Below are 24,940 nucleotides of genomic sequence, written 5' to 3' on the forward strand. Positions count from 1 at the left end.
ATGGGGCACGGGCGGGCGCTCAAGGCCGTCGCGAGGAAGCGGCTCAGGGCGATATACGCCGTGATGCGCGACCGGGTGCCCTACCGGGAGTAGCCCCGACGGTTGACAAAACTATAGGAACACCCAATGACTAGTCGGCGTAGGTGAAGGTGGTGACGTCGAACATGCCCTCGGGGCGGATGCGGAGCGTCGGGATCACCGGCAGGGGCAGGAAGATGATGCCCATGATGGGATCGAGCGGCGACTCAATACCCATGGCGCGCGCCTTGACCATAAAGTCGTCGTGCTGCGTGGCGACATCCTCGGCCGTGCCCTCGCTCATCAGACCACCAAGCGCCAGCGGAATACGCGCCACGACCTCGCCGTTGCGCACCAACACGTGGCCGCCCTGGCCAACAGCCTCGACGGCAGCCATCATATCGGCCGCGTTGTCGCCCACCACGCACACGTTGTGCGAGTCGTGGCCAATCGTCGAGGCGATAGCGCCGCCTGTGATGGTAAAGCCGCGCACCCAGCCGCGGCCGATATGCTTGCCGACAAGCCCCATGCCGGCGGGACCATCGCCATCGGCGCCCTCGGCTTGCAGCGACACGCCGCGGCCGTGACGTTCGATCAGCATAATGCGGCGCAGGCCCTCGGCGTTCTCGGGGCGAGCCATACCCGTGATGGCCTTGCCCGGCACCACGTCGATCACGGCCTCGCCCGGCTTAAAGGCATAGTCGAACACGTCGAGCGATAGCTTCGGCAGCTTAACGGAAGCACGCAGCTCATCGGCAAGGGCCGCAACCTCGGCCATCTCGGGCGCGATCTCGCCCACAAAGGTGCCGTCCTGCGCCACCAGAGCACCGGCGGCATATACGCGATACGGAGCCGTAGCAAACGTCAGGTCATCAAGCAACAGCAGGTCGGCGCGCTTGCCCGGGGCGATTGCGCCGCGGAGCTCGTGCGGGTCGCGGCAGCCGTGGTCCAGGCCAAATGCCTCAGCCGTGGAAAGGGACGCCATGGAGATGGCGACCACCGGGTCGACGCCGACCTCGATGGCCACGCGGCAGGCATTGTCGATCATGCCGGTCGAAAGAGCATCGGAGGGAGCACGGTCGTCGGTCGCAAAGCAGCAGCGGCGGGCGCGCGCGGGATTCTCCAGCAGCATCGGCGATAGATTGGCCAGGTCATGGCTGCACGTACCTTCACGCAGCATCACATACATGCCGCGAGATAGCTTGTCGAGTGCCTCCTCGGGAATCGTCGACTCGTGGTCGGCGATAATACCCGCTGCGGCATAGGCGTTGAGGTCCTTACCGGCAACGAGCGGCGCGTGGCCGTCAACCTGCTTGGACGGCGTCTGGTTGGCAGCATCGATGCGAGCACAGGTCTCGGGGTCGGCCATAAAGACACCCGGCAGGTTCATCATCTCGCCCAGACCAAAGACGTCGCCCGGATGCTCAGCAAAAAACGCCTGCATGTCAGCGGCGGTAATCACAGCGCCCGCTTGCTCATCGGGCAGCGCGGGCACGCACGAGGGCATCATGTATTTGATGGAAATGGGCGCGCGGCGACCGTCCTCGATCATAAAGCGCAGGCCGTCGAGCCCCGCTACGTTGGCGATCTCGTGGCTGTCGGCAATGGCAGTGGTGGTACCGCGCGTCGCCGCCATGCGCGCATACTCGGCGGGACGGATGTTCGAGGACTCAATGTGCAGATGTCCGTCGATAAAACCGGGGGCGAGATAGCGACCCTGGCAGTCGATAACCTCGGCAGCCTCGTAGGTACCGGCGGCATCGTCGCGATCGTCGTAGAGCACGCCGACGATTACGCCATCCTTGACGGCAACGCTACCGGGCGCCACGCGCTGGCCATATACGTCGACAATCTGTGCATTGGTAAACAGCGTGTCGACGGGCACGCGACCCTCGGCTGCATCGATCACAGACCTCATGACCTCAACGGACATACATACTCCTTTAACTGTAGAAATAACTGCGGAGCGGACGAGCCTTCACCGCAGCAAGCCAATAGCAATTGTATGCCCAAAAGAAGGAGCGGCGGCACACATCTCCGCTTAACGGCACCGCCAAATGATCCCTTGGGGACGGAGAAAAAAGTTGCGGTGGAATAGTTCCTGCCTGGGCGCCCGTATGGCATTTTTAGGAACTATTTCACCGCAACTCAAAAGGCCGCAGTCGGGAACCCCGGCTGCGGCCCTATTGCACATGTTAGGTTGACCTACTTGCTAGACCAATTTAAAGCCCTTGCGCTTGCCCACGGAGAGGGTGTCGCCCAGCTTGAGGGCGCTGGGGTCGATGTTGTAGCTCTTGGGAGCCACGGCCTTGCCGTTGATTTTGACGCCGCCGCCGTCGATATCGCGACGAGCCTGGCCGGCGCTCGCCGAAAGACCCAAGTCCTTGAGCAGGCCGGCGAGGTAGATCTGGCCCTCGTCGTTAACAGTCAGCTCAACGTGCTTCTCGGGGAAGTCGGCGAGCTGGCCCTCCTTGAACACGCGGTCGAACTCAGCCTGAGCCTCGTCGCCGGCACCGGCGCCGTGGTAGGTGTCGCACAGGTCGCGACCCAGAGCGCGCTTGAGCTCATAGGGATCGGCAGAGCCGTCGGCCAGGGCGGCGTCGATCTTGTCGACCTCCGCCGGGGTGAGCGAGCTCGCCAGGCGGTAGTACTTGCCAATCATCTCGTCGGGGATGGACATGGTCTTGCCGAACATATCCTTGGGAGCGTCGGTCAGGCCGATGTAGTTGCCATAGGACTTGGACATCTTGCGCACGCCGTCGGTACCCTCGAGCAGCGGCATGGTGAGCGCAATCTGCGGCTCCATGCCCATCTTCTCCATAAGCTCACGGCCGGCGAGCAGGTTGAAGAGCTGATCGGTGCCGCCCATCTCCACGTCGGCCTTGATCTGCACGGAGTCAAAGGCCTGCATCACGGGGTACAGGAACTCGTGCAGGGCGATCGGCGTCTGAGACTGGTAGCGCTTGGTAAAGTCATCGCGCTCAAGAATGCGGGCGACGGTGAACTTGGAGCACACCTGCAGCAGACCGGCCAGATCCATCGACAAGATCCAGTCACCGTTGTGCACGATGGTGGTCTTCTCGGGATCCAGGATCTTCATGGCCTGGCTCACGTAGGTCTCGGCATTGGCCTCGATCTGCTCCTGCGAAAGCTGCGGACGGGTGGAATTCTTGCCCGAAGGGTCGCCAATCAACGCGGTACCGTTGCCGATGATGAGGGTGACGTTGTGGCCCAGGTCCTGGAACTGACGCATCTTGCGCAGCGGCACGGCGTGGCCCAGGTGCAGGTCGGGGCTGGTGGGGTCGACGCCGAGCTTGATGTTGAGGGGCTCGCCCTTCTCAAGCTTCTTGCGAAGGTCGGCCTCGGGAACGATCTGCGCGGCGCCCGAGGTGATGATACGCATTTGCTCGTCAACAGACAGCATTGGGTATCCTCCTTTTGCTATAGCACCCTCGCCGAAAACGGCGGTGCTGGAAGTCCATAAACTCTCTTATGATAACAAACTGACGCGACGCAGCACCTACGACAGGAAAATCCTCGTCCTGCCGCATGCGTCAATGGCAACTGGCAGACGTGTACCGTCACGCTCGACCAGATAGCGTACCTGCCGACGACGCAAGCAGTCGCGGCAACGAACCTGTCCCGTCGCATCGGTGGCGCAGACGCCCTCGGCGGTCAGCAGGCAGTGCTCGCACACCATAAGCTCGGGACGGTCGGCGTCGACCGGACCCAAGACGCCGGGTTCAGCGGCCAGTTCGGCAATACGCTCCGCATCATTGCCGAGCAACTCCGCCGGCAAGCACACCCGCCCCGCACCGAGTCCGCGCAGCCAGGTAAGCGTGGCCCGATTCGCGCAGAACACCGGCGCCGCCACGTCAAACGTCACGCCCAGCTCGCGAGCGATCACCACCTGTCCCAGGTTGCGGCAGACGACGCGCCCGGCACGCTGCATGAGCGACCGAGTCCGCTCGATATCGCCCACACGGCAGACCTCGTCGAGCACAACAGTCGCATCGGACAGGTCGAGCTCGTCGTGCGGGTCCTGGTCCATCAGCTGCCAGGCAAAGACCAAGCGAGCGGCGGCAGACTCTGCCGACTCTTCCGGCTGCGTGCCGCTATCCATCAGAACGCCCGCAAACGGCAGCGTCTCGACAGCGCGTTTCGCAAGCACGACCGCATCGGCCTCGGCCCGCATGCACTCCAGCGCCGCCGCCGTTTGCTCAAGCACACCAGCGCTGCGAATCAGATACACTTCGCAGCCCGCATCGACCTTACGCTTGCAATGGACAACGATGCGCTCCCCCGCCGCGGCATCCACCGGGCAGGGAACTTGCGGCCAGCGTTTAGGTACATCGGGCCGAGCGTCGGCGCCCGGGTAAAACCTGATCTCGAGCGTATCGCCCGCCGCCACGGCGGCATCGAGCTCGACGGTCACTTCCTCGTGTCCCACGGCAACCAAACGGCCCACACGCACGCCCTGGTTGATCGCGCGTTCAAAGCTCATCAGCTCGGCACCCGAACGCCCTCGCAGGTACGCATCGGTAAACCCACGGTTAAACGACCTTCCCAGCTCGCGCTCAAGCCCTTCCACGGCACCGGGATCCCACGCGCCGTCGCACAGCATATCGAGTGCCCGGCGCCACACCCGCACCACGTTGAATACATAGTCGGGGTTCTTCATGCGCCCCTCGATCTTGAGCGACGCCACGCCGACATCTACAAGCTCGGGCAGATGCGCAATACCCAGATAGTCGCGCGGGCACAACAGGCGATCCCCTTCGACGGCGACAACGCTCTGCCCCGCCTCGTCCACCAGGTCGTACGCCAGACGGCACGGCTGCGTGCAGTCGCCGCGCATCGCCGAGCGCCCACGCCGCAGGGCCGAGAACTCGCACGCCCCCGAATAGCCGATGCAAATCGCACCGTGGCAGAATACCTCGATGGGCACGCCCGTGGCACATAGCGCCGCAATCTCGTCGACCGCCAGCTCGCGTGCCGTCGTCACGCGCTCAACTCCCAACTCCTTGGCAGCCAACTGCACGGCACCCTCGCTATGAGCGCCCGCCTGCGTGGACAGGTGAATCTCGACCCCGGGAATCGCCGCGCGCAGCGCGCAGGCCAACCCGGCATCGGCAACAATCAGAGCATCGGCGCCCAGCTCCAGTGCATGAGCTCCCAACGCCACCGCATCGGACAGCTCATCGTCAAACACGAACACGTTGAGCGTCACGTACACGCGCACGCCATGGGCATGCGCCACGGCGCAGCCGCGCGCAAACTCGTCATCCGTAAAGCCATGCGCGCTCACGCGGGCGTTAAAGCCGCCCAACCCCGCATAGATGGCATCGGCACCCGCGGCAATGGCCGCAAGCATCTGGTCGAGTCCGCCCGCCGGCGCCAGCAGCTCGGGCAGCGCCGCACCGGCAGCATCCAATCCAGTCTCGTATTGTCCGCTCGGCCCCATCGCCCGAATCGCCATCGGCAAACTCCTTACCAAGGTATGCATTCACTCTGAAAAATGCCGTCTTCCAGCATACACGAGGCCTCGCGCGCCCCGTTTGGTTTATCGTGTAATAACTTATGTCCATCCTGCCCCGACGGCACATCCGCCGTCCGGCACGACATACCTGGAGGTCAATATATGGGTCCTCGCCAACGACAGGGACGCAGCCGTTCAAAGACGCATGCCCTGCCCATAATCCTGCTCTCGTTTTTGGGCTTTTTGCTTATCGCGGGCGTCGCGTTTGGCATCGGCATGGTCGGCAACGTCAACCGCTGGCTGTCCGATCTGCCCGACTACACCGACGCCAACGCGTATCTGGTGAGCGAGCCCACCGAGATCGTCGACTGCAACGGCAACAAGATCGCGAGCTTCTACACGCAAAACCGTAAGTCCATCACCAAGGACGAGGTCTCCCCCTACGTGCTGCAGGGCACCGTTGACGTCGAGGACGAGCGCTTCTACGAGCACGGCGGTATCGACCTGTGGGGTATCGCGCGTGCTGCGGTGGCAACCCTCGGCGGCGGGCACGAAGGCGCCTCGACTATCACCCAGCAGCTGGTGCGCAACACCATCCTGCAGGAGGAGCAGTTCGACTCGACCATCGAGCGTAAGGTGCGCGAGGCCTACATCGCCATCAAGATGGAGGACATGTACTCCAAAGACGAGATCCTCATGATGTACCTCAACACCATCTACTACGGTCACGGCGCCTACGGTATTGAGGCCGCCGCCGAGACCTATCTGTCCAAGAGCGCCGCCGACCTCACCCTGAGCGAGGCCGCGCTGCTCATCGGCCTTCCCAACTCGCCCTCGCAGTACGACCCTACGGTCAACCCCGACCTGGCACTGTCTCGCCGCAACAAGGTTCTCGACAACATGCTGCGCCTGGGCCACATCACCCAGGAGGAGCACGATGCCGCACAGGCCGAGCCCATCACCCTCAACGTGACCGAGATTTCGGGCAGCGGCGTCGACGTATACTCGCAGCCCTACTTTGTCGCCTATGTTAAGCAGCTGCTGGAGCAGGAGTTCTCGACCGACGTGCTCTTTAAGGGCGGCCTGACCGTCAAGACCACCATCGACCCCACGATGCAGCAGGTGGCGGAGAATGCCGTCCGCGAGCAGCTCGACACGCTCTCACTCGACGGCCTGGACATGGGCATGGTTGTCGTCGACCCCAAGACCGGCTACATCAAGTGCATGGTGGGCGGCTATGACTACAACGCCGACGAGAACCACGTAAACCATGCCACGGCCAAGCGTCCCGTCGGCTCCACCTTTAAGGCCTTTACGCTGGCAACTGCCATCCAAAACGGCATGAACCCCAACGTCACCCTCAACTGCAACTCGCCGCTCAAGGCCAAGGGCACCACGACCGAGGTCCAAAACTACGCCAACCATAGCTATGGCAACATCACGCTTAAGCAGGCGACGGCATACTCCTCCAACACCGGCTACATCCAGGTGGCGGAAGCCGTCGGCAACAGCAAGATCATCTCGCTCGTCAAAAAGCTCGGCATCGATCCCGCCAAGGACAACATCGAGGACGTTCCCGTCATGACCCTCGGCACCGGCTCGATCTCGCCGCTCGAGATGGCCGCCGCCTACGCGACGTTTGCCAACGGCGGCTACTATCGCCAGCCGATCGCCATCACCGAGATTGACTCTCGTACCGGTTCGGTGCTGTACCAGCACACCGACAATCCCTCACAGGTGCTTACCGAGGGCGAGGCCGCCGCGGTCACCGATGTTCTGTCCGGCGTCATGCAGGGAAGCGGTACGGGTGCTGCTGGCGCCCTGAGCGTCAACCAGCCCTATGCCGGCAAAACGGGCACCACCGACAACACCACCAACCTGTGGTTCTGCGGCTATACCCCGCAGCTGGCGTGCGCCCTGTGGACCGGCTATTCCGCGGGCGAGATCCCCATCCAAAAATACGGCACGGACCTGCTGGGCGACAGCACCAACCTGCCTGTCTTCAAACGGTTTATGAACACCGTTCTGACCGGTACCGAGCGCGAGGAGTTTGCGACCGGAACGGCGCCCACCTATAAGAACAATAGCGTCTGGAAGTTCTACGGCACCAACAACACCAAGAAGACGGAGAACGACGACAAGGACAAGGACGAGAACGAGGACGAAGAGGAAACCACCACAACGACTACCACGACGACCACAACCACCGAGACCACGGGCGGCGACACCACCGGCGGCACCGGTACGACCGGTGGCTCGACGGGCGGCTCCACTGGTGGTTCGACCGGCGGCGATGGCGGCACGCCTACGCCTACGCCCACTCCCGATCCCTCGCCCACGCCTGACGATACGGTCGGCTAGAAATCATCCGGCCATAAGCAACAAGGCCCCCGAGCAGCCTATTGAACTGCTCGGGGGCCTTTTAGTTTGAAGCGACCTGGTGGGCGGTCTTTATACCGGCAAACAAAAAAGGGGGTACCGACCAATGTCGATACCCCTTACAAGCCACGATGTCAGCGCGCACAGAGCCGAGCGCACGACCCGCACGCCTACTTGCGAGAATTGCTCAGCTTATTGATCAGCGCCTCGAGACGCTCGCCGTCCTCGGCCGTCTGGGCAATGACCAAAATCGTATCGTTGCCGGCAAGCGAGCCAAGCACATCGGGCAACTCTGCCGCATCAACGGCGGCGGCGATGCCGGAAGCCGTGCCAGGCTGAGCCTTGATCATAACCAGATTATCGGTACGCAGAACGCCCGTAACGAGCTCGGAAACCATACGCTGCAGGTGCAGGTCCTCTGCCAGAACATAGATGCCCTCAGGGAGCTTACGCAGCCCCATATCGGCAATATCGCGAGAGACAGTCGCCTGCGTGCAATCAAAGCCCATAGCGCGGAGCTCATCGACCAGCACGCGCTGCGTGCGGACGTCCTTATTGCGCACAATATCTCTAATGGCATCCTGGCGCCCATTGCGTTTTTTAGCCATACAAACCCTCTCTCCAAAAGATGGCGGAGACAATCAATCAGTGATTGAATAGTTTAACGCTATTTGAAGGCTTTTGTGTATAAGAACGCATTTCGAAACAATTCTATGCAAGTTTGTTTCGTAATGAGCCGTTTAGGCGGTTTTTGCGCCCGTCCGGTTAAGAAAAGCTGCCAGATGCGTACACATCACGCAGCGCGCGGGCTTGGCGCTGGCAATCGGCCCAAACAACAGACCCAGTCCCCGATGGTTGTCCTTGAGCGCGGCGACCATCTGACGGGTTCGAGGCGCATCGAGCATATCACGCATGCGGGCGGAACGCTCGATTGACGACAACCCATGCGGGCTCAGGCACAAATTCTCGATGCAGGCGACCAGTCCGGCAAAGTAGAACTTTTGGCTTGCCAGCTTGAGCCGACCACCGCTATCTGCTTCCGAGAGTGAGTCCGCAAGCTCGTCGAGCGCTCGAGTGTCATCGGATATCCTGGCATACATGGTGGGATCAAAGGCATCTGTAAGCTTAGGTGCCACCGCGTGGAAACAAGCGTCGCCGCAGCCGGACACGAATCGTGCCTGCGAGAGCGCATAAGCCATAAACTCAACCGTACGGTACGCCTTGCCGCGCGACAGGCATGCCTCAAACAGCGGACGGCTATACATCACGCCAGAGGTCTGAGCGACTAGGCCGCCTAAAATCAACTGAGGCAGCCCGGCCACCATCGAAGATTTGCTATCAATGGAAATATGAGCAGCATCCAAGACGCGCGAATGGCGCTCTCGATGTGCATCATAGCGGTCGAGCGACACCGAGGGGAGCACAATGTCTGCCGCAGTATCGCACGCGATATCGACCATCTTGGAAAGGGCCTGCGGAGCAAACCACTCATCGGCGTTCATGGCGATGATTTGAGAGCCACGCGAGGCAGCAAAACCGGCACGAAGACAAGCACCGCGCTTCGAGTCCTCGACGTCAATCAAATCAATATGGATGTCCCTGTCGGCAGCAACTTGAAGCGAATGGCGCACACCGGGCGCAGCATCGCGGCAGACAACGACAATCTGCAAATCGTAGAGGTCTTGGTTCTGGATACTCTCGAGCGCACGCATCGCATAGCTGGGCGAACCTTCTACCACAAGGATCACCGAAAGTCGCGGATGCGAGCCACGTCGAACCAAGTTATCCGTCCTCTCGACAGCAATGAATCAAACCGTGGTTCATGGTACACCCCGGCAATAAAAGCAATGAGACACCGGTTGTATTGCACGCCAAGAACAGATGTTGCACACGCGCAGCCCACAGATGACAGGTGCCGACGCACGACGCGTCAAGCCCTCCCCTAGTCGAGCACGACAAGCTCGGCGGGATCGTAATCCACGCCCATAAACGTAAGGCCGCAGGCAGGAGCCGTGGGGCCCGCAGCGATACGGTCGCAAGCATCGATGACCTCGCGCATCCACTCGGGTTCACGGCGATGCATGCCAATCTCGACAAGCGTGCCCACGATCGTGCGGACCATCGAATGCAGAAACGCATTGCCCTCGATGGTAAACGTCAGGATGTCCTCGCCAAACGCAACCTCATGGCCAAACTCGGCACGCATCACGCAGCGATGCGTGGGCTTGCCAACGGCCGAGGCAACCTTGCAAAAGCTTTTAAAGTCCTGCTCGCCCAGCAGCGCGGGGCAGGCAGCAGACATAGCCTCAGCATCCAAGGGATAGCGATGCCACCACACGGCACCGCGGGACAGCACGGGGCGCGCATCTCGATCGGCAATACGGTACGTATACGTACGGGAACGCGCGTCAAAACGTGCAGAAAAGCCTTTACGGGCCCTGTAGACCTCGTTTATGGCGATATCTTTGGGCAGCAGGGCATCCATGGCCCTCAGCCACCTACGGCGCGTCAGGACAAGCTCAGCGTCCGTTACGGGCACACTAATGTACTGCGCCACCGCATGCACGCCGGCATCGGTGCGCCCTGCGCACGTCAGGTCGATCGGACGGCGCAGGAGCGTCTCGATAGCGCGGCGCAGCTCGCCCGCAACCGTCGTCTGGCCAGGCTGCTCGGCAAAGCCGCTATAGGACGAGCCATCGTAGGCCACGCGGAAAACGAGCGTGGCATCGAGCTCAGGAATCGAATTGAAATCAGACGGCGCGGTCATGGGCGCTCCCAACAAACAGGCAATGGCATTTCGACAAAAAAAGAGGGGTACGCGAACGTACCCCTCGAATATAGCCTATGCAGACGGATTGTCTACTCAGCGGTCTCCTCAGCAGGAGCCTCCTCGGCAGCCTCGACCTTCTTGGGAGCAGCGGCCTTCTTGGGGGCCGGAGCAGCCTTCTTGGCCTTAGGCGTGCAAGGCTCGGTGACGAGCTCCATGATAACGATGGGAGCATTGTCGCCCTTACGGTTACCGAGCTTCATGATGCGGGTGTAACCGCCGTTGCGGTCCTGCCACATACCCTGGGCAGCCTTGTCGAAGATCTCGGCAACGAGCTGCTTATCGCCGAGCTTGGCGATAGCCAGACGACGAGAGTGCAGGTCGCCCTTCTTGGCCCAGGTGATGATCGGATCGACGACCGAACGCAGCGCCTTAGCGCGGGTCTCGGTGGTCTTGATGCGGTCGTTCTCGAAGAGGGCCTTAGCAAGGCTCTTCTTCATGGCCTTGGTGTGGCTCGCATCGGTGCCGAGCTTCAGGCCCTTCTTAACGTTGTGACGCATGGTCTAGTTTCTCCTCAAATATGCGAAGCATTAAGCCTTCAGGCTCAGGCCCATGGACTCAAGCTTGTCCTTCACTTCCTCGATCGACTTAACACCGAAGTTACGGATGTTGAGCAGATCGTTCTCCGAGAACTCAACGAGCTGACGGACCGAGTGAATGCTGGCGCGCTTAAGGCAGTTGTAGGAACGGACGGAAAGGTCCAGATCCTCGATCTGCTTGTCCAGCTCGGCGTTGTCGTTGGTGACCTCGGGAGCGAAGATCGAAGCCTCCTCCTCGACCTCGGGGGTCTCGGCAAGGTTCATAAAGGCGGCCATATGCTGGTTGATGATATTGGCAGCCTGGACCACGGCGTCGCGCGGGGCGATGGAGCCGTTGGTCTCGATCTCGAGGACAAGGCGGTCGTAGTCGGTGTGCTGACCGACACGGCAAGCCTCAACGAGCTTGGCGCAACGGGAAACCGGCGAGTACAGCGAGTCGACGTGGATCACACCGATGGGATCGTTGTCGCGCTTGTTGGCCTCGCCAGAAACATAGCCGCGGCCATAGCCGATGCGCATGCTCATGGTGAGATGGCCACCCTCGGTGAGCGTTGCGATGTGCTGCTCGGGGTTGACCAGCTCAAACTCGGACGGAATAAAGAAGTCCGCACCGGTGACCTCGCAGGGGCCGTCAACCGAGATGGTGGCGGTCGCCTCGTCGGTCGTGCCGAGAGCCCTGAAGACAAGACCCTTGACATTCAGGACGATGTCGGTGACATCCTCGACCATGTTAGGGATGGTCATGAACTCGTGCTGCGCGCCATCGATCTGAATAGCCTCGACGGCGGCACCCTCGAGCGAGGACAGAAGAACGCGACGAAGGGAGTTACCCAGCGTATCGCCGTAGCCACGCTCGAGCGGCTCGACGGAGACACGAGCAGACGTCTCGTTGATCTCTTCGACCTGAACCTGAGGCCTAATGAATTCTGACATGTATTACCTCCAGCCTCAGCAGCCCGGATGGACTACTTAGAGTAGAGCTCGACGATGAGCTGCTCGTTGATATCACCGCTGATCTGCTCACGCGTCGGCAGAGCGAGCACGTTACCAGACAGCTTCTCGATATCGACCTCGAGCCAGCCAGGGACCTCAAAGCGCTCGGAGGAAATCAGAGCCTCCTTGATGGGGAGGAGGTCACGGAACTTCTCGCCGACAGCGACGACGTCGCCGGCCTTGACGCGGTAGGACGGGATGTCCACGCGCTTGCCGTTCACGGTGAAGTGACCGTGACGGACGGACTGACGAGCCTCTTTGCGGGTGCGGGCGAAGCCAAGACGGAAGACGACGTTGTCGAGGCGAGACTCAAGGATGATCATGAGGTTCTCACCGGTGACGCCGTTCATCTTACGGGCCTTGTTGAAGTAGCCGTGGAACTGCTTCTCCAGAACGCCATAGATGAACTTGACCTTCTGCTTCTCGCGCAGCTGCATGCCGTACTCAGATTCCTTGCGACGGCGCTTGGGCTGACGGATAGATTCCTTCTTGCTGCTGTAACCGAGCTCAGCGGGATCGATCCCGAGCTGACGGCAGCGCTTAAGAACAGGAGTCCTGTCGATTGCCATATTGATACGATCCTTTCAGTTACACGCGGCGACGCTTCTTGGGGCGGCAGCCGTTGTGCGGAATGGGGGTCTTGTCCTGGATGCTCGAGACCTCGAGGCCAGCAGCCTGGAGGGAGCGGATGGCGGTCTCACGACCGGAGCCGGGGCCCTTGACGAAGACGGAAACCTTCTTCATACCGTGCTCCATGGCCTGCTTGGCAGCAGCCTCAGCAGCCATCTGGGCAGCGAACGGCGTGGACTTACGGGAGCCCTTGAAGCCCACCTGGCCAGCCGACTTCCAGGAAATGACGTTGCCCTGGGGATCGGTGATCGAAACGATCGTGTTGTTGAACGTAGAACGAATGTGAGCCTGGCCCACGGAAATGTTCTTACGGTCCGCGCGCTTCAGACGGGCAGCGCGAACGTTCTTCTTAGCAGTAGCCATCTATCTAGCGCTCCTTATTTCTTCTTCTTAGCACCGATCTGACGCTTCGGGCCCTTGCGGGTACGAGCGTTAGTGTGGGTGCGCTGGCCGCGGACCGGGAGGCCCTTGCGGTGACGAAGGCCGCGGTTGCAGCCGATGTCCATAAGGCGCTTGACGTTCTGGTTGCGCTCACGGCGGAGGTCGCCCTCAACCATGATCTGGTTCTTATCGATATAATCGCGGATGGCGTTAACCTCATCCTCGGTGAGGTCCTTAACGCGCGTATCCACGTTAACGTTGCACTCGACGCAAATCTTCGTCGCAGTGGTGCGGCCGATGCCGTAAATGTAGGTCAGACCGATCTCAACGCGCTTCTCACGCGGGAGGTCGACACCATTAATACGGGCCAACGTAGTCTCCTCTCTTAACCCTGACGCTGCTTATGACGGGGGTTCTCGCAAATGACGAGGACCTTGCCATGGCGCCTAATGATTTTGCACTTATCGCACATCTTCTTGACCGAAGGACGTACCTTCATCGTTCTTCCTTTCGGTAGCGCTCAAACTACTTCCCTACTATCTACTCGCCCAGCCGCAGGCGTTTAAAACTATGGCTGGTCTTCACACACAATCCGACCGTAGGTTGAGCTAAGCCTGCAGTCGGAAATGGAGTGCGTGTATGCGTGCCGCTATTTGTAGCGATAGGTGATGCGGCCGCGGGTCAGGTCGTACGGGGAAAGCTCCACGACAACCCTGTCACCGGGGAGAATACGGATGTAATTCATTCGGATCTTGCCAGAAATGTTGCACAGAACCGAATGACCGTTCTCGAGCTCGACCTTAAACATGGCATTGGGCAGCGGTTCCTTTACCGTACCCTCGAGCTCAATTGCGTCTTCCTTCTTCACAAGCAATCATCTTTCTCTAGAAAACGACAGCGATTGAGTATTCTACAACACGTATGCACGCATCGTAATAACTTCGTAATGGCTCCACAACTAAGTGGAACTTGTTACATTTCTCCGCCTTGGAGCGAACACCAAGAACCTTGGGCATCCGTGGTGAGAATCACCGGACCGTCATTGGTAATGGCGACGGTGTTCTCGTAGTGCGCGGCGGGCAGGTGGTCGTTGGTCGTAACGATCCAACCGTCGGAGCCCGTGCTCACATGGTTGGAACCCATCGTAACCATCGGCTCGATGGCAATGACCATGCCGGCTTGGAGGCGAACGCCCCTCCCCTTCTTTCCATAGTTAGGAACATTGGGGTCCTCGTGCATCACGCGGCCAATGCCATGGCCCACATAATCGCGAAGCACGCCGTAACCGTGAGACTCGGCGAGGGACTGAACGGCATAACCGACGTCCCCGATATGGTTACCGGGAACAGCCTGCTCGATGGCAGCCTTAAGGCAATCGCGCGTAACCTCGCACAAAGCCTTGGCTTCGGGCGTGGGGGTGCCGACGAAAAACGTCCAAGCGTTATCGCCGACCCAACCGTCGACAACGGCTCCCGTATCGATGGAAATGATATCGCCATCGCGCAGGATCATGTCGGGGTTGGGAATACCGTGGACCACGGCATCGTTGATCGATGCGCAAATGGTCCCCGGGAACCCGCCGTAACCCTTAAAGGCCGGGGTGCCGCCATGCATGCGGATAATCTGCTCCGCGAGCTGATCGAGCTCAAAAGTCGAAACGCCGGGGCGCACCATGGCTCCAACGTGGCGGAGCGCCATCTTAGATAGCGCTCCTGCCTTCTTCATCTGCTCGATTTGCGTTGCAGACTTAATCTTGATCATAGACCGAGAGCCTCTTTGACATCCCCGTAAACGGTCTCGCGAGCCTGGTCACCGTTGATCGACTTGAGCAGACCCTGGCCACGATAGTAGTCGACGAGCGGGCTCGTGGACTTCTCGTAGACGTCGAGACGGTTCTTGATGGTCTCGGGCTTGTCGTCGTCGCGCTGATACATCTCGCCGCCACACTTGGGGCAGGTAGCATCGGCAGCGGTGCCGGTGTAACCGCAGGCGCGGCAGGTGCGACGCGAAGACAGACGATCGATAATGACCTCGGGGGCCACATCGACCAGAAGGGCGCAGTCGATCTCGCGACCCATGGCGGAGAGCTCGGAATCAAGCGTCACGGCCTGGGCGGTGTTGCGCGGGAAGCCGTCGAGGATGAAGCCCTGCTGGGCGTCATCGGCGGCAAGGCGCTCCTTGACAAGGTCGATCACGAGCTGATCGGGAACGAGCTCGCCAGCGTCCATGTACTTCTTAGCCTGAATACCAAGCTCGGTGCCACCCTTGACGGCAGCACGCAGCAGGTCGCCCGTGGAAATGTGAGCGACGCCAAACTCGGCGACGAGCTCCTGTGCGACGGTACCCTTACCGGCACCCGGAGCTCCGAGCAATACGAGGTTCATGAGCAATCCTCCTCTAGCCTATTTAAAGAATCCATCGTAATCATACATCTTGATCTGGCCTTCGAGCTTATCGACCGTGTCGAGCACGACGCCGACCATGATGAGGATGGACGTGCCGCCAAATGCCTGGATTAGCTGGTTACCCGTAAAGGAGAAGATGATCGAAGGCACGATGGCGATGAGCGCCAAAAAGACAGCGCTGGGAAGCGTAATCTTGTTGAGCGCGTTCTTGATGTAGGCCGCGGTAGCCCTACCCGGACGCACGCCCGGAATAAAGCCGCCCTGCTTCTTAAGGTTGTCGGCCGTGTCATCGGGGTTGAACACCATGGACGTGTAGAAGTACGCGAAAAACACGATGAGGACAACGTTAAGCACCCAGTTGAGCCAGCCGCGCGAAAGCGCAGAGGCAACTGCCTGGATCCAGCCGATGCCGGGGAAGAACACGGCAATCTGAGCCGGGAAGTACAGCAGCGCCGAAGCGAAGATGATCGGCACGACACCCGCGGTGTTGACCTTGATGGGCAGGTAGGTGGTCTGGCCACCCATCATGCGACGGCCCACGACGCGCTTAGCGTAGGAGACCGGGATGCGGCGCTGGCCGCGCTCAAGGAAAACAATCAGCGGGATAACCAGCAGGATGATGGCGCAGATGATCACCATGGTGATGATGCCACCGGCATTGCCCTCGGTGCTGGAGAAGATAGCCTGCGGCAGACCGGCCATGATGTTCGCAAAGATGATCAGCGACATGCCATTGCCGATACCGCGCTGGGTGATGAGCTCACCAATCCACATGATCAGCATGGCGCCCGCGGTGAGCGTACCGACGATCATGAGGTCGAAGATGATCTCGGGAGCGCCGGCGCCATTGAAGCTGATGCCAAAGCTCTTAAAGAGGAAGAGGTAACCCACGGAGTTGAGGATTGCCAGAGCCAGGGTGAGGTAACGCGAATACTGCGTAATCTTGGTCTGACCGACCTCGCCCTCGCGGGCAAGCTCATGCAGGGAAGGCACGACGGCCTGGAGCATCTGGAGGATGATCGAGCTGGTGATGTAAGGCATGATGCCCAGCGAAAACACCGACACATAGCTCAAAGCGCCGCCAGAGAAAAGATTCAGGAGGGCCATAGCACCTGCGGCGACCGAATTGTTATCGGTCGAGAAAAGGCCCAGCATCCCCTGGAAGGGAATGCCGGGCACAGGAACGTGCGCACCAATGCGGTACACGACGAGCATAGCTATGGTAAAAAGAATCTTTTCGCGCAATTCTTTGATGCGGAAAGCATTCTTAAGACCATTTAGCACGGCAGCTCGACCTTTCCGCCGGCGGCCTCGATCTTGGCCTGCGCAGAAGCGCTGACCTTGTCGACCTTGACCGTGAACTTCTTGGTGAGCTCACCATTGCCGAGCACCTTGACGGGCTCGAACTCGCTCTTGGTGATGCGAGCGGCCTTAAGAGCGGCACCGTCGATCACAGCGCCGTCCTCGAACTTGCGCTCGAGACGCTCAACGTTAACAGCGGTGTACTCGATACGACGGGGGTTGCGGAAGCCCGGAAGCTTGGGCAGGCGCATGGCCAGCGGAGTCTGGCCACCCTCGAAGCCGGCACCCTTGGTGCCGCCAGAGCGGGAACCCTGGCCCTTCTGACCGCGGCCAGAAGTGGTGCCGTGACCCGAAGAATTGCCACGGCCGACGCGCTTGCGGTTCTTGGTGGAACCGGGCGCGGGAGTAAGATCGTGAAGCTGCATTTGCTACTCCTCTACAATCTCGACAAGGTGCTTGACCTTGAAGATCATGCCGCGGACGGACTCGTTGTCAGCAATCTCGCGAACCTCGCGGATCCTGTGGAGACCGAGGGCACGGACAGTACGGACCTGGTCCTGCTTGCAACCGTTGGTGCTGCGGACCTGCTTGATCTTGATGGTGTCAGCCATGCTTAGTTCTCCTTACCGACGAACATCTCGGAGACCGTCAGGCCACGGCGAGCCGCGACGTCCTCAGGGCTGGAGAGCTCCTTGAGGCCCTCGACGGCAGCCTTGATGATGTTGAGGCCGTTGTCGGTACCGAGGGACTTGGACAGGACGTTCTTGATGCCAGCAAGCTCGAAGAGGGGACGCACAGCGCCGCCGGCGATAACGCCGGTACCCTCGACAGCGGGCTTGATGATGATGCGGCCGGCACCAAAGTGACCGAGAACCTCGTGCGGAATGGTGCCCTGCTCGGTCACCGGCACGTGGAACATGTTCTTCTTGGCATCGAGAGATGCCTTGGAGATGGCCATGGGCACCTCAGCGGACTTGCCCATGCCAACGCCGACGTTGCCCTTGCCGTCGCCAACGACGACGAGAGCGACGAGGCTCATGCGACGACCACCCTTGACGGTCTTCGACACGCGGTTGATGTAAACGACGCGCTCCTCGAACTCGGAGGCCTCGCGCTGCTGCTTCTGATTACGAGCCATGTGCTACATACCTCCTAGAACTCGAGACCGGCGGCACGAGCACCGTCGGCGAGGGCCTTGACGCGGCCATGGTAGATACGGCCACCGCGATCGAAGGCGACCTTGGTGATGCCGGCCTCGATGGCGCGCTTGCCAACGAGCTGACCGACCTTCTCCGCAGCCTCCTTGTTCGAGGTGTGGGTGCCCTTGAACTCGGCCTCGAGGGTCGAGGCAGAGACGAGCGTCAGGCTGGAGCCCTTGCTGTCGTCGATGATCTGGGCATACATGTTGGCGTTAGTACGGGTCACGCGAAGACGCGGACGCTCGGAGGTACCCGAGACCTTGCCGCGAACACGACGCTGACGACGCTTGAGGCCTTCCAGCTTCGCCTTATGCTTGTTCATACGTAAACTCCTAAAAAGGTTGATCTTGCCAGCACCTGACGGGGTGCTGGTCTTATGCGAGTGAGTCGGTTACGACTACTTGGCGGCCTTACCCAGCTTGCGGCGGATGTGCTCGCCAACGTAGTGGATACCCTTGCCCTTGTAAGGCTCGGGAGGACGATGGCCGCGGATCTCAGCGGCGATCTGACCGACCTGCTGCTTGTTGATACCCTTGACGTTCACGTGGGTGTTGTCGGGAACCTCGAAGGTGATGCCCTCGGGAGCCTCGACGATCACGGGGTGCGAGAAGCCCAGGGAGAACTCGAGGTTCTTGCCCTTCTGCTGCACGCGGTAACCGACGCCGGCGAGCTCGAGCTTCTTCTCGAAGCCCTCGGAAACGCCAACAACCATGTTGTGGATGAGGGCGCGGGTGAGGCCGTGGCGGGCACGGGTCTCACGCTCGTCGTCGGGACGGGAAACGGTGAGGACGTTGTCCTCGACGTTGATAGCGAGCTTCTCAAAGACATCGAGCTCGAGCTGGCCCTTGGGGCCCTTGACGACAACGTTGTTGCCGTTGACTGCCACTTCGACTCCGGCGGGAATCTGGACAGGCTTATTACCGATACGAGACACGGTGATCTCCTTTCCTTCTACCTACCGAGCGAATTACCAGACGTAAGCGATGATCTCGCCGCCGACGTTGTGCTTGCGAGCATCGCGGTCGGTCATGACGCCATGGCTGGTGGAAATAATGGCGGTACCAAGGCCACCGCGGACGCGGGGCATGTCGGCAACGCCAGTGTACTTACGCAGGCCCGGCTTGGAAATGCGGCGGATGCCGTTGATGACCTTAGCCTTCTTGGGACCATACTTAAGCGTGATGTGCAGAGTCTTCTGGGGAACGGTGTCCTCGACATCGTAGCCCTCGATGTAGCCCTCCTCGTGCAGAACACGAGCGATCTCGACGAGCTTCTTGCTGCTCGGCATGGAGACCGTGGCCTTGTTCACAGAGTTAGCGTTACGGATGCGCGTAAGCATATCTGCGATCGGGTCTGTAAGGTTCATACAGATTCTCCTTCGTTCTTGATGAACACGTGCTCTTGGTTCTTCGCCGCCCTTAACGGCAAAGCCTTTTTAGCGCGTTTTCCCTGTTCCAAACTGATGCTTGAAACGCTGGTAGTGACTTACCAGCTGGCCTTCTTAACGCCGGGAAGCTCGCCCTTGAGTGCAAGCTCGCGGAAGCAGACACGGCACAGGCCGAACTTGCGGTACACAGAGTGCGGACGGCCGCAGCGCTGGCAGCGCGTGTACTCACGAGTAGAGAACTTCTGCTTGCGATTGCACTTGACGATCATCGATGTCTTAGCCACTTATATCCTCCTCACATAGAGTATTGTTCGCCCCAAGCGCCGCCCCCTTGTGGGAACGGCGCTTATAGGGCAGGTGAACCTATTTCTTGAACGGGAAACCGAAGGCGTCCAGAAGGGCCTTGGCCTCCTCATCGGTGTTGGCGGTGGTCACGAAAGTGATGTCCATACCACGCTGGTGATCGACGGAGTCGAAGTCGATCTCGGGGAAGATGAGCTGCTCGGTGACGCCCATGGAGAAGTTACCACGGCCGTCGAAGCTCTTGGCGGAGATGCCGCGGAAGTCGCGGATACGGGGGATCGCGACGGAGGTCAGACGATCGAAGAACTCCCACATACGGTCGCCACGCAGGGTAACCTTGCAGCCGATCGGCATACCAGCGCGCAGGCGGAAGGTAGCGATGGACTTGCGGGCACGGGTGATCATCGGCTGCTGGCCGGTGATGGCGCGCAGGTCGCGCACGGCACCGTCGATGGCCTTGGAATCGGTAGCGGCCTCGCCGACACCCATGTTCACGACGATCTTCTCAAACTTGGGGATCATCATGACGTTCTCGTACTGGAACTTGTCCTGAAGCTGCTGCTTGACCTCGTTGTTGTACTTGGTCTTCAGACGCGGCACATACTTCTCTTCTGCCATTGTTCACTCCTTCTTGGGGTTTTAAGCACGGGGCGTGGCCACGATGGGTTGTCCTCGTGCCTCCTGGCTGCATCCGCGCCGCTCATGGCATTTTGCGGTTTGGACTCGACGCAGCAGGAGCCGACAAAACAATCGGTACTATACGCGCATCGGGAGCGTATTTCCAGAAAAACCTCGTCTGCCTGCACAACTCCACAACTCCCCCGCACAAATGGATCCCAAAAAGCAGTTGCGGTGAAATAGGGACTGTTGGGCGGCCTTACAGGCTTAAACAATCCGTATTTCACCGCAACTTATCGGTGGGAACGGGGATTAGCGCTTGCGGGGGACGAGTTTGGTGCGGCGCAGGTGGATCATCTCGGCGGCGATGGAGATGGCGATCTCCTCGGGGTCCTCGGCCTCGATGGCAACGCCGATCGGAAGGTGCAACTCGTCGATCTGGTCCTGCGTAAAGCCTTCCTGCTCCAGGCGGGCACGCACAAAGGCCGTCTTGCGGCGCGAACCCAGACAGCCCAGGTAGGCAGGCTTGGCGCGCATGGCCTGAATCACCACGTCGATATCGGACTTGTGACCCGCCGTGGCGACGACCACCAGGTCGCGCGGGCCGATGGGGCACTGCTTGCTCAGGCTCTTGTAGTCGACCAGACGACGATCGTAGACACCGGGCACCCAATCGGGGGTCAGCGTGCCGGGGCGGTCGTCGCACGCCACGACGGCAAAGCCCGCCGCCGTGAGCACCCGCGCCGTCGCGGCGCCCACGTGGCCGCAGCCAAAGATGTAGGTCAGGCCCTCGGGGCAGAGCGTCTCGATGTGCGCCGCGGGAATCTCAGAGGCAGCGTTGGTGTAGGTGACGTTACTCCCCTCCTCCACCAGTGAAAGCCCGGGGCAGCCCGCAATGGTATGGCGCGATGCCTCGCCATGGTACTCGGCCACATCGCCCTCGAGCGCGCTCGCGATAAACGGCTCAAAGTCGATGACGAAGTCGCCGATGCGTCGATAGACCAAGACGTCGGCAATTTCCTGGAACAACGGTGCCTGGGTCGCATCCAGATGCAGATAGCACAGGCAGATGGCTCCGCCGCAGATCATGCCGGTATCGGAGTTCTCGCCGCCCATGGTGTAGCGGACCAGACGCGACTGTCCCGCGCTCAGGAGTTCGCGCGCCTCGTCCAGCGCAAAGAGCTCAATCTTGCCGCCGCCGATGGTGCCCGCCTGGCTACCGTCGGCAAAGACGGCCATCCAGGCGCCCACGCCGCGCGGCGACGACCCCGCCGTGCCGGCCACGACCACGAGCTCGCACATCTCGCCAGCACGCAGGGCGACAAGCGCCGCATTCACAACATCGAGCTTTTCCATTGCCGCCTTCTATCCTCTAAAGATATCGGTGAGCATAGCGAGTGCCTCGAGCACGCCGCCGCCGACCGACGTCGCCTTGTCCGAAATGTAGTTGATATAGCTGGCATCGCCGCGCGGATCGACATCGGCGCATTTAAAGCCCTCAGTCACCCGCACGCCGTTCGCCAAAAGCCCGCGCAGACAGCCATCGATCTGCGTGCACATGGGCGTATCGCCCGCGTAGCCAATCACGTCTCCGGCGCTCACGATGTCGCCGATTGCGCGGTCGGACCGAAACACGCCGGCGGCGGGGCTGTGGATTACGCGCTCCCTGCCATAGCCGGCGATAATGCCCGGCACGCCCGTGTTGGGCTGGGGCGAACCTTGAGTAATGACACGGCCCAGGAAATGCCCGCGCATGGTTTCGACCACGGCATCGCAGTCAACCGGCGCGGTAAAGCCCGGCCCCACGGCAATAACGGTAGGCGCCATGTCGCGCGTGGTGCCCAGGTTGCGCTTGGCCAAAATCGCGTCGACCACAGCCGCGGGTTTAAGCTCATCGAGCATCTTGGCCTGAGGGTCCACCACGACGGCAACATCCCCCGCTTGGGTAATCTCGAGCGCCTCTGCCGGCGTCTGCGCCAAGCGAGCGCGAATGCCCTCGACCTGGACCTCGCCCAGGCGAATAGCCTCGCAAAAACTGATTGTGCGGCGGATGCACGTGGGAACCGCGATATCGGCCATAACAACCGACACGCCGGCGCGCACCAAGCGAGCGGCGACACCCGTGGCGATATCGCCGGCGCCGCGAACATAAACGAGCATTCCCGGGGCACCTCCCTGTGCTACGGTTTGAGCAGAGCAAAAGCGGTTCGACCGCTACTCTGATGATTATTTATTATCACAGTATTATACGGCGGTGAACAGATGGAAACGGTTAGCGGCAATCTTGCCTCGGCGCTCAGGATCGAGCCGGGCATTACCGCGATTATCGGCAGCGGCGGCAAGTCGACGTTGCTCAAAACGCTGGGTCTTGAGCTCATGCGCGCTGGCGGCCGCGTGCTCCTCTGCACCACCACGCATATGCTTCCCGTTGCCGGCGTGCCATGGGACGGGTCGAATCGTCGCCTGGACGCCGCGCCTTGGAAGCCGGGCGCCTCGCATGTCCCCGGTTGCACCTGCGAGGCATGCGCGGGCATGAGCCGCGGAAGTATCTGCCAGGCGGGTGTTTTGGACCCGGAGACGGGCAAACTCTCCTCCCCTGCCGAGCCGCTCGAGCAGCTGACGCAGCGCTTTGACTACGTCCTGGCCGAGGCGGACGGCAGCAAGCGGCTCCCGCTCAAGGCGCATGCCCCGTGGGAGCCGGTCGTTCCCGCCGGCACGGCCAACGTCATCTGGCTCGTCGGCGCCTCGGGGCTCAGCAAGCCCATCAACGAAGCCGTCCACCGCCCCGAGCTCTTTTGCGAGCGTTGCGGCTGCGAGCTCACCGACACTGCCACCCCAGAGCGCGTCGCCATGGTGCTCAATGCCGAGCTGCAGATGCTGAACCTCAACAATGCCCGCATCATGCTCAACCAAGCCGACACGCTCAGCGACCCCACGATGGCCGACCGCCTCGAGGCAGCCCTCGGCCGCCCCATCGTCGCCACCAGCCTCAAGTAGCCGGCCCCATCTCGTCAGTTGCGGTGAAATACGGACTGTTTGGCCGCCAAACGGCCGCAAACAGTCCGTATTTCACCGCAACTGCGGAGGGGAATCCGGTGATCTTCCTGTTAGCGGGGGACGTAGCGGCCGGGTTGGGCTCCGGTGGGCTCGCCATCGCGCGCCACCAGCACGCCGTTCACAAACACAGCCTTGGCGCGGCCATGTGCCTCAAAACCCTCGAGCGGCGTGTAGTCCACAGCCTGATGCTGCGTCGCGGCACTGATCGTCCAGCGCGCCTTGGGATCCCACACGCACACATCGGCATCGGCACCCTCGGCAAGACAGCCCTTGCGCGGATACATGCCAAAAACGCGCGCCGGGTTCTCGCTCATCAAGCGGCACAGATCCTCGGGGCCCAGCTGGCCCTCAAAGCTCGTGGCAATCGCGACGGGACGATGTTCCACGCCGGGCCCGCCGTTGGGAATCGCGCGGAAATCGTCGCGCCCGCGGTCCTTTTGCCCGTGCAGGTTAAAGCTGCAATGATCGGTCGCAATCGTATCGATCTCGCCGGCCACAAGCGCCTCGCGTAGCGCGGCACGGTCACCGGCATGGCGCAGCGGCGGGCTCATCACGTACTTGGCGCCCGCAAAGCCGTCCTCGCCCTGCTCCAAGTAGCAAGTATCGTCGAGCATCAGATACTGAGGGCAGGTCTCGACATAGATGTTCTTCTGCCCGCGCGCTTTGGCAGCGCGAATGGCCTCGAGCCCCAGCTTGGTCGAAAGGTGCACCACGTTGACCGGAGCGTCCCCGGCCAGGTGCGCCAGATACAGCAGGCGGCTCACGGCCTCGCCCTCGCACACGTCCGGACGGCTGAGCGCATGCCCCTCGGGCCCATGAATCCCCTGCTCGTACACGCGCTTCTGCAGCTCATTCACCAGCGTACCGTTCTCACAATGCACGCACAGTATGCCGCCAATACGCTTGAGCTCCTCGAGCACCTCGAGCGTCTCGGCATCGTCCAGGCGCAAATGATCGTAGGCAAAGTAGGTCTTAAACGACGATACGCCCGCCTCGCGCATAGCCGAAAGATCGGCGCGGTTGCGCTCATTCCACTCGGCGAGTGCCATATGAAAGGCGTAGTTGGCGGTGCAGGTGCCGTCGGCGCGATGATACCACTCGACCAAGGCATCGGGCATGGTCACGCCGCGATCGGCCGTCGCGTAGTCCACAATGGTCGTCGTGCCGCCGCAGGCAGCCGCGCGCGTGCCGGTCTCAAAGCTATCGGCCGTCCAATCCATGCCGGTCCAGCACTGCATGTGCGTGTGGCCGTCGATAAAGCCAGGGAATACCCAGCAGCCCGCGGCGTCCTCGACGGTATCGCCCTCGCCCGGCTCAATCGCCGCGGCGATCCGCACGATCCTATCGCCCTCCATGGCAAGATCGGCGCGGCGAAGCCCCTGTGGCGTCACGAGCGCGCCGTTTTTGATGATGATCATAATTG

The 24,940-nt window shown here is 61.0% G+C and carries 29 protein-coding genes; 2 read left to right on the forward strand and 27 right to left on the reverse strand.

What is annotated here, in order from left to right; genetic code table 11:
* Positions 1-130: 130 nt before the first annotated feature.
* From AAAX72_RS01245 to AAAX72_RS01255, 3 genes are all read right to left on the reverse strand, one after another.
* Entirely contained in the window at positions 131-1,951 is a 1,821-nt protein-coding gene (locus tag AAAX72_RS01245) for an adenine deaminase C-terminal domain-containing protein (protein ID WP_349128682.1), read from the reverse strand.
* Between the two features lie 279 nt (positions 1,952-2,230).
* On the reverse strand, positions 2,231-3,442 hold the full coding sequence (gene tyrS, locus AAAX72_RS01250) for a tyrosine--tRNA ligase (protein ID WP_035137437.1): 1,212 nt from the start codon (positions 3,440-3,442) through the stop codon (positions 2,231-2,233).
* A 96-nt stretch (positions 3,443-3,538) separates the two neighbouring features.
* Entirely contained in the window at positions 3,539-5,497 is a 1,959-nt protein-coding gene (locus AAAX72_RS01255; protein ID WP_349128684.1) for a U32 family peptidase, read from the reverse strand.
* Positions 5,498-5,659: 162 nt separating this feature from the next.
* Here AAAX72_RS01255 and AAAX72_RS01260 point away from each other — a divergent pair, with 162 nt between their 5' ends.
* Positions 5,660-7,858, forward strand: a complete 2,199-nt coding sequence (locus AAAX72_RS01260; RefSeq protein WP_349128686.1) for a PBP1A family penicillin-binding protein — start codon at positions 5,660-5,662, stop codon at positions 7,856-7,858.
* A 188-nt stretch (positions 7,859-8,046) separates the two neighbouring features.
* On the opposite strand, the gene AAAX72_RS01265 is transcribed toward AAAX72_RS01260, so the two are convergent.
* From AAAX72_RS01265 to yqeB, 23 genes are all read right to left on the reverse strand, one after another.
* Entirely contained in the window at positions 8,047-8,484 is a 438-nt protein-coding gene (locus AAAX72_RS01265) for an ArgR family transcriptional regulator (RefSeq protein ID WP_006235280.1), read from the reverse strand.
* 132 nt (positions 8,485-8,616) lie between these two features.
* The gene (locus tag AAAX72_RS01270) at positions 8,617-9,615 is read right to left on the reverse strand and encodes a glycosyltransferase (RefSeq protein ID WP_349128688.1); all 999 of its coding nucleotides are present in this window, start codon (positions 9,613-9,615) and stop codon (positions 8,617-8,619) included.
* 203 nt (positions 9,616-9,818) lie between these two features.
* Positions 9,819-10,643 carry a tRNA pseudouridine(38-40) synthase TruA gene (gene truA, locus AAAX72_RS01275; RefSeq protein ID WP_349128689.1) on the reverse strand — a complete coding sequence of 275 codons (825 nt, stop codon included), beginning with the start codon at positions 10,641-10,643 and terminating at the stop codon, positions 9,819-9,821.
* Between the two features lie 92 nt (positions 10,644-10,735).
* Positions 10,736-11,203 carry a 50S ribosomal protein L17 gene (gene rplQ, locus AAAX72_RS01280; RefSeq protein ID WP_055287451.1) on the reverse strand — a complete coding sequence of 156 codons (468 nt, stop codon included), beginning with the start codon at positions 11,201-11,203 and terminating at the stop codon, positions 10,736-10,738.
* A gap of 30 nt (positions 11,204-11,233) precedes the next feature.
* Positions 11,234-12,175, reverse strand: coding sequence for a DNA-directed RNA polymerase subunit alpha (locus AAAX72_RS01285; RefSeq protein ID WP_006235276.1), 942 nt, complete (start codon positions 12,173-12,175; stop codon positions 11,234-11,236).
* 32 nt (positions 12,176-12,207) lie between these two features.
* On the reverse strand, positions 12,208-12,804 hold the full coding sequence (rpsD, locus tag AAAX72_RS01290) for a 30S ribosomal protein S4 (protein ID WP_006235275.1): 597 nt from the start codon (positions 12,802-12,804) through the stop codon (positions 12,208-12,210).
* 19 nt (positions 12,805-12,823) lie between these two features.
* Positions 12,824-13,228 (reverse strand): 30S ribosomal protein S11, encoded by a 405-nt coding sequence (gene rpsK, locus AAAX72_RS01295; protein WP_006235274.1) that lies wholly within the window; start codon positions 13,226-13,228, stop codon positions 12,824-12,826.
* A 14-nt stretch (positions 13,229-13,242) separates the two neighbouring features.
* A complete protein-coding gene (rpsM, locus tag AAAX72_RS01300) occupies positions 13,243-13,617 on the reverse strand; it encodes a 30S ribosomal protein S13 (RefSeq protein WP_022094275.1) in 375 nt (124 codons plus the stop codon).
* 14 nt (positions 13,618-13,631) lie between these two features.
* Positions 13,632-13,745, reverse strand: coding sequence for a 50S ribosomal protein L36 (gene rpmJ / locus AAAX72_RS01305; RefSeq protein ID WP_006363204.1), 114 nt, complete (start codon positions 13,743-13,745; stop codon positions 13,632-13,634).
* A 150-nt stretch (positions 13,746-13,895) separates the two neighbouring features.
* Entirely contained in the window at positions 13,896-14,114 is a 219-nt protein-coding gene (infA, locus tag AAAX72_RS01310; protein WP_035137443.1) for a translation initiation factor IF-1, read from the reverse strand.
* Between the two features lie 104 nt (positions 14,115-14,218).
* Entirely contained in the window at positions 14,219-15,007 is a 789-nt protein-coding gene (gene map, locus AAAX72_RS01315) for a type I methionyl aminopeptidase (RefSeq protein WP_329738298.1), read from the reverse strand.
* Complete coding sequence (locus AAAX72_RS01320; protein ID WP_349128691.1) at positions 15,004-15,630, reverse strand: adenylate kinase; 627 nt, start codon at positions 15,628-15,630, stop codon at positions 15,004-15,006. The genes map and AAAX72_RS01320 overlap by 4 nt, the downstream gene beginning before the upstream one ends.
* Before the next feature lie 18 nt (positions 15,631-15,648).
* On the reverse strand, positions 15,649-16,935 hold the full coding sequence (gene secY / locus AAAX72_RS01325) for a preprotein translocase subunit SecY (RefSeq protein ID WP_022094278.1): 1,287 nt from the start codon (positions 16,933-16,935) through the stop codon (positions 15,649-15,651).
* Positions 16,929-17,378: a 50S ribosomal protein L15 gene (gene rplO / locus AAAX72_RS01330; RefSeq protein WP_006235267.1), complete on the reverse strand. Its 450-nt coding sequence runs from the start codon at positions 17,376-17,378 to the stop codon at positions 16,929-16,931. Before rplO ends, secY begins: the two co-directional genes overlap by 7 nt.
* Positions 17,379-17,381: 3 nt before the next feature.
* The gene (gene rpmD / locus AAAX72_RS01335; RefSeq protein ID WP_006235266.1) at positions 17,382-17,564 is read right to left on the reverse strand and encodes a 50S ribosomal protein L30; all 183 of its coding nucleotides are present in this window, start codon (positions 17,562-17,564) and stop codon (positions 17,382-17,384) included.
* Positions 17,565-17,566: 2 nt separating this feature from the next.
* On the reverse strand, positions 17,567-18,091 hold the full coding sequence (gene rpsE, locus AAAX72_RS01340; RefSeq protein WP_006235265.1) for a 30S ribosomal protein S5: 525 nt from the start codon (positions 18,089-18,091) through the stop codon (positions 17,567-17,569).
* A 14-nt stretch (positions 18,092-18,105) separates the two neighbouring features.
* A complete protein-coding gene (gene rplR / locus AAAX72_RS01345; RefSeq protein WP_349128693.1) occupies positions 18,106-18,474 on the reverse strand; it encodes a 50S ribosomal protein L18 in 369 nt (122 codons plus the stop codon).
* Between the two features lie 75 nt (positions 18,475-18,549).
* The gene (gene rplF, locus AAAX72_RS01350; protein ID WP_006235263.1) at positions 18,550-19,086 is read right to left on the reverse strand and encodes a 50S ribosomal protein L6; all 537 of its coding nucleotides are present in this window, start codon (positions 19,084-19,086) and stop codon (positions 18,550-18,552) included.
* A 33-nt stretch (positions 19,087-19,119) separates the two neighbouring features.
* The gene (gene rpsH / locus AAAX72_RS01355) at positions 19,120-19,518 is read right to left on the reverse strand and encodes a 30S ribosomal protein S8 (RefSeq protein WP_006235262.1); all 399 of its coding nucleotides are present in this window, start codon (positions 19,516-19,518) and stop codon (positions 19,120-19,122) included.
* A 119-nt stretch (positions 19,519-19,637) separates the two neighbouring features.
* Positions 19,638-19,823, reverse strand: a complete 186-nt coding sequence (locus tag AAAX72_RS01360; protein WP_022094280.1) for a type Z 30S ribosomal protein S14 — start codon at positions 19,821-19,823, stop codon at positions 19,638-19,640.
* A gap of 79 nt (positions 19,824-19,902) precedes the next feature.
* Complete coding sequence (gene rplE, locus AAAX72_RS01365; protein WP_006235260.1) at positions 19,903-20,460, reverse strand: 50S ribosomal protein L5; 558 nt, start codon at positions 20,458-20,460, stop codon at positions 19,903-19,905.
* 312 nt (positions 20,461-20,772) lie between these two features.
* Positions 20,773-21,816, reverse strand: a complete 1,044-nt coding sequence (locus AAAX72_RS01370; protein WP_349128695.1) for an XdhC family protein — start codon at positions 21,814-21,816, stop codon at positions 20,773-20,775.
* Positions 21,817-21,825: 9 nt separating this feature from the next.
* Positions 21,826-22,620, reverse strand: coding sequence for a selenium-dependent molybdenum cofactor biosynthesis protein YqeB (gene yqeB, locus AAAX72_RS01375; protein WP_349128696.1), 795 nt, complete (start codon positions 22,618-22,620; stop codon positions 21,826-21,828).
* A gap of 102 nt (positions 22,621-22,722) precedes the next feature.
* Between yqeB and yqeC the strand changes: the two genes are divergently transcribed.
* Positions 22,723-23,457: a selenium cofactor biosynthesis protein YqeC gene (yqeC, locus tag AAAX72_RS01380; RefSeq protein ID WP_349128698.1), complete on the forward strand. Its 735-nt coding sequence runs from the start codon at positions 22,723-22,725 to the stop codon at positions 23,455-23,457.
* A gap of 110 nt (positions 23,458-23,567) precedes the next feature.
* On the opposite strand, the gene hydA is transcribed toward yqeC, so the two are convergent.
* Entirely contained in the window at positions 23,568-24,935 is a 1,368-nt protein-coding gene (gene hydA, locus AAAX72_RS01385) for a dihydropyrimidinase (protein ID WP_152067671.1), read from the reverse strand.
* Between the last annotated feature and the right edge of the window lie 5 nt (positions 24,936-24,940).

It is taken from the genome of Collinsella sp. CLA-ER-H8 (genome assembly GCF_040092335.1).
Classification (GTDB): Bacteria; Actinomycetota; Coriobacteriia; order Coriobacteriales; family Coriobacteriaceae; genus Collinsella.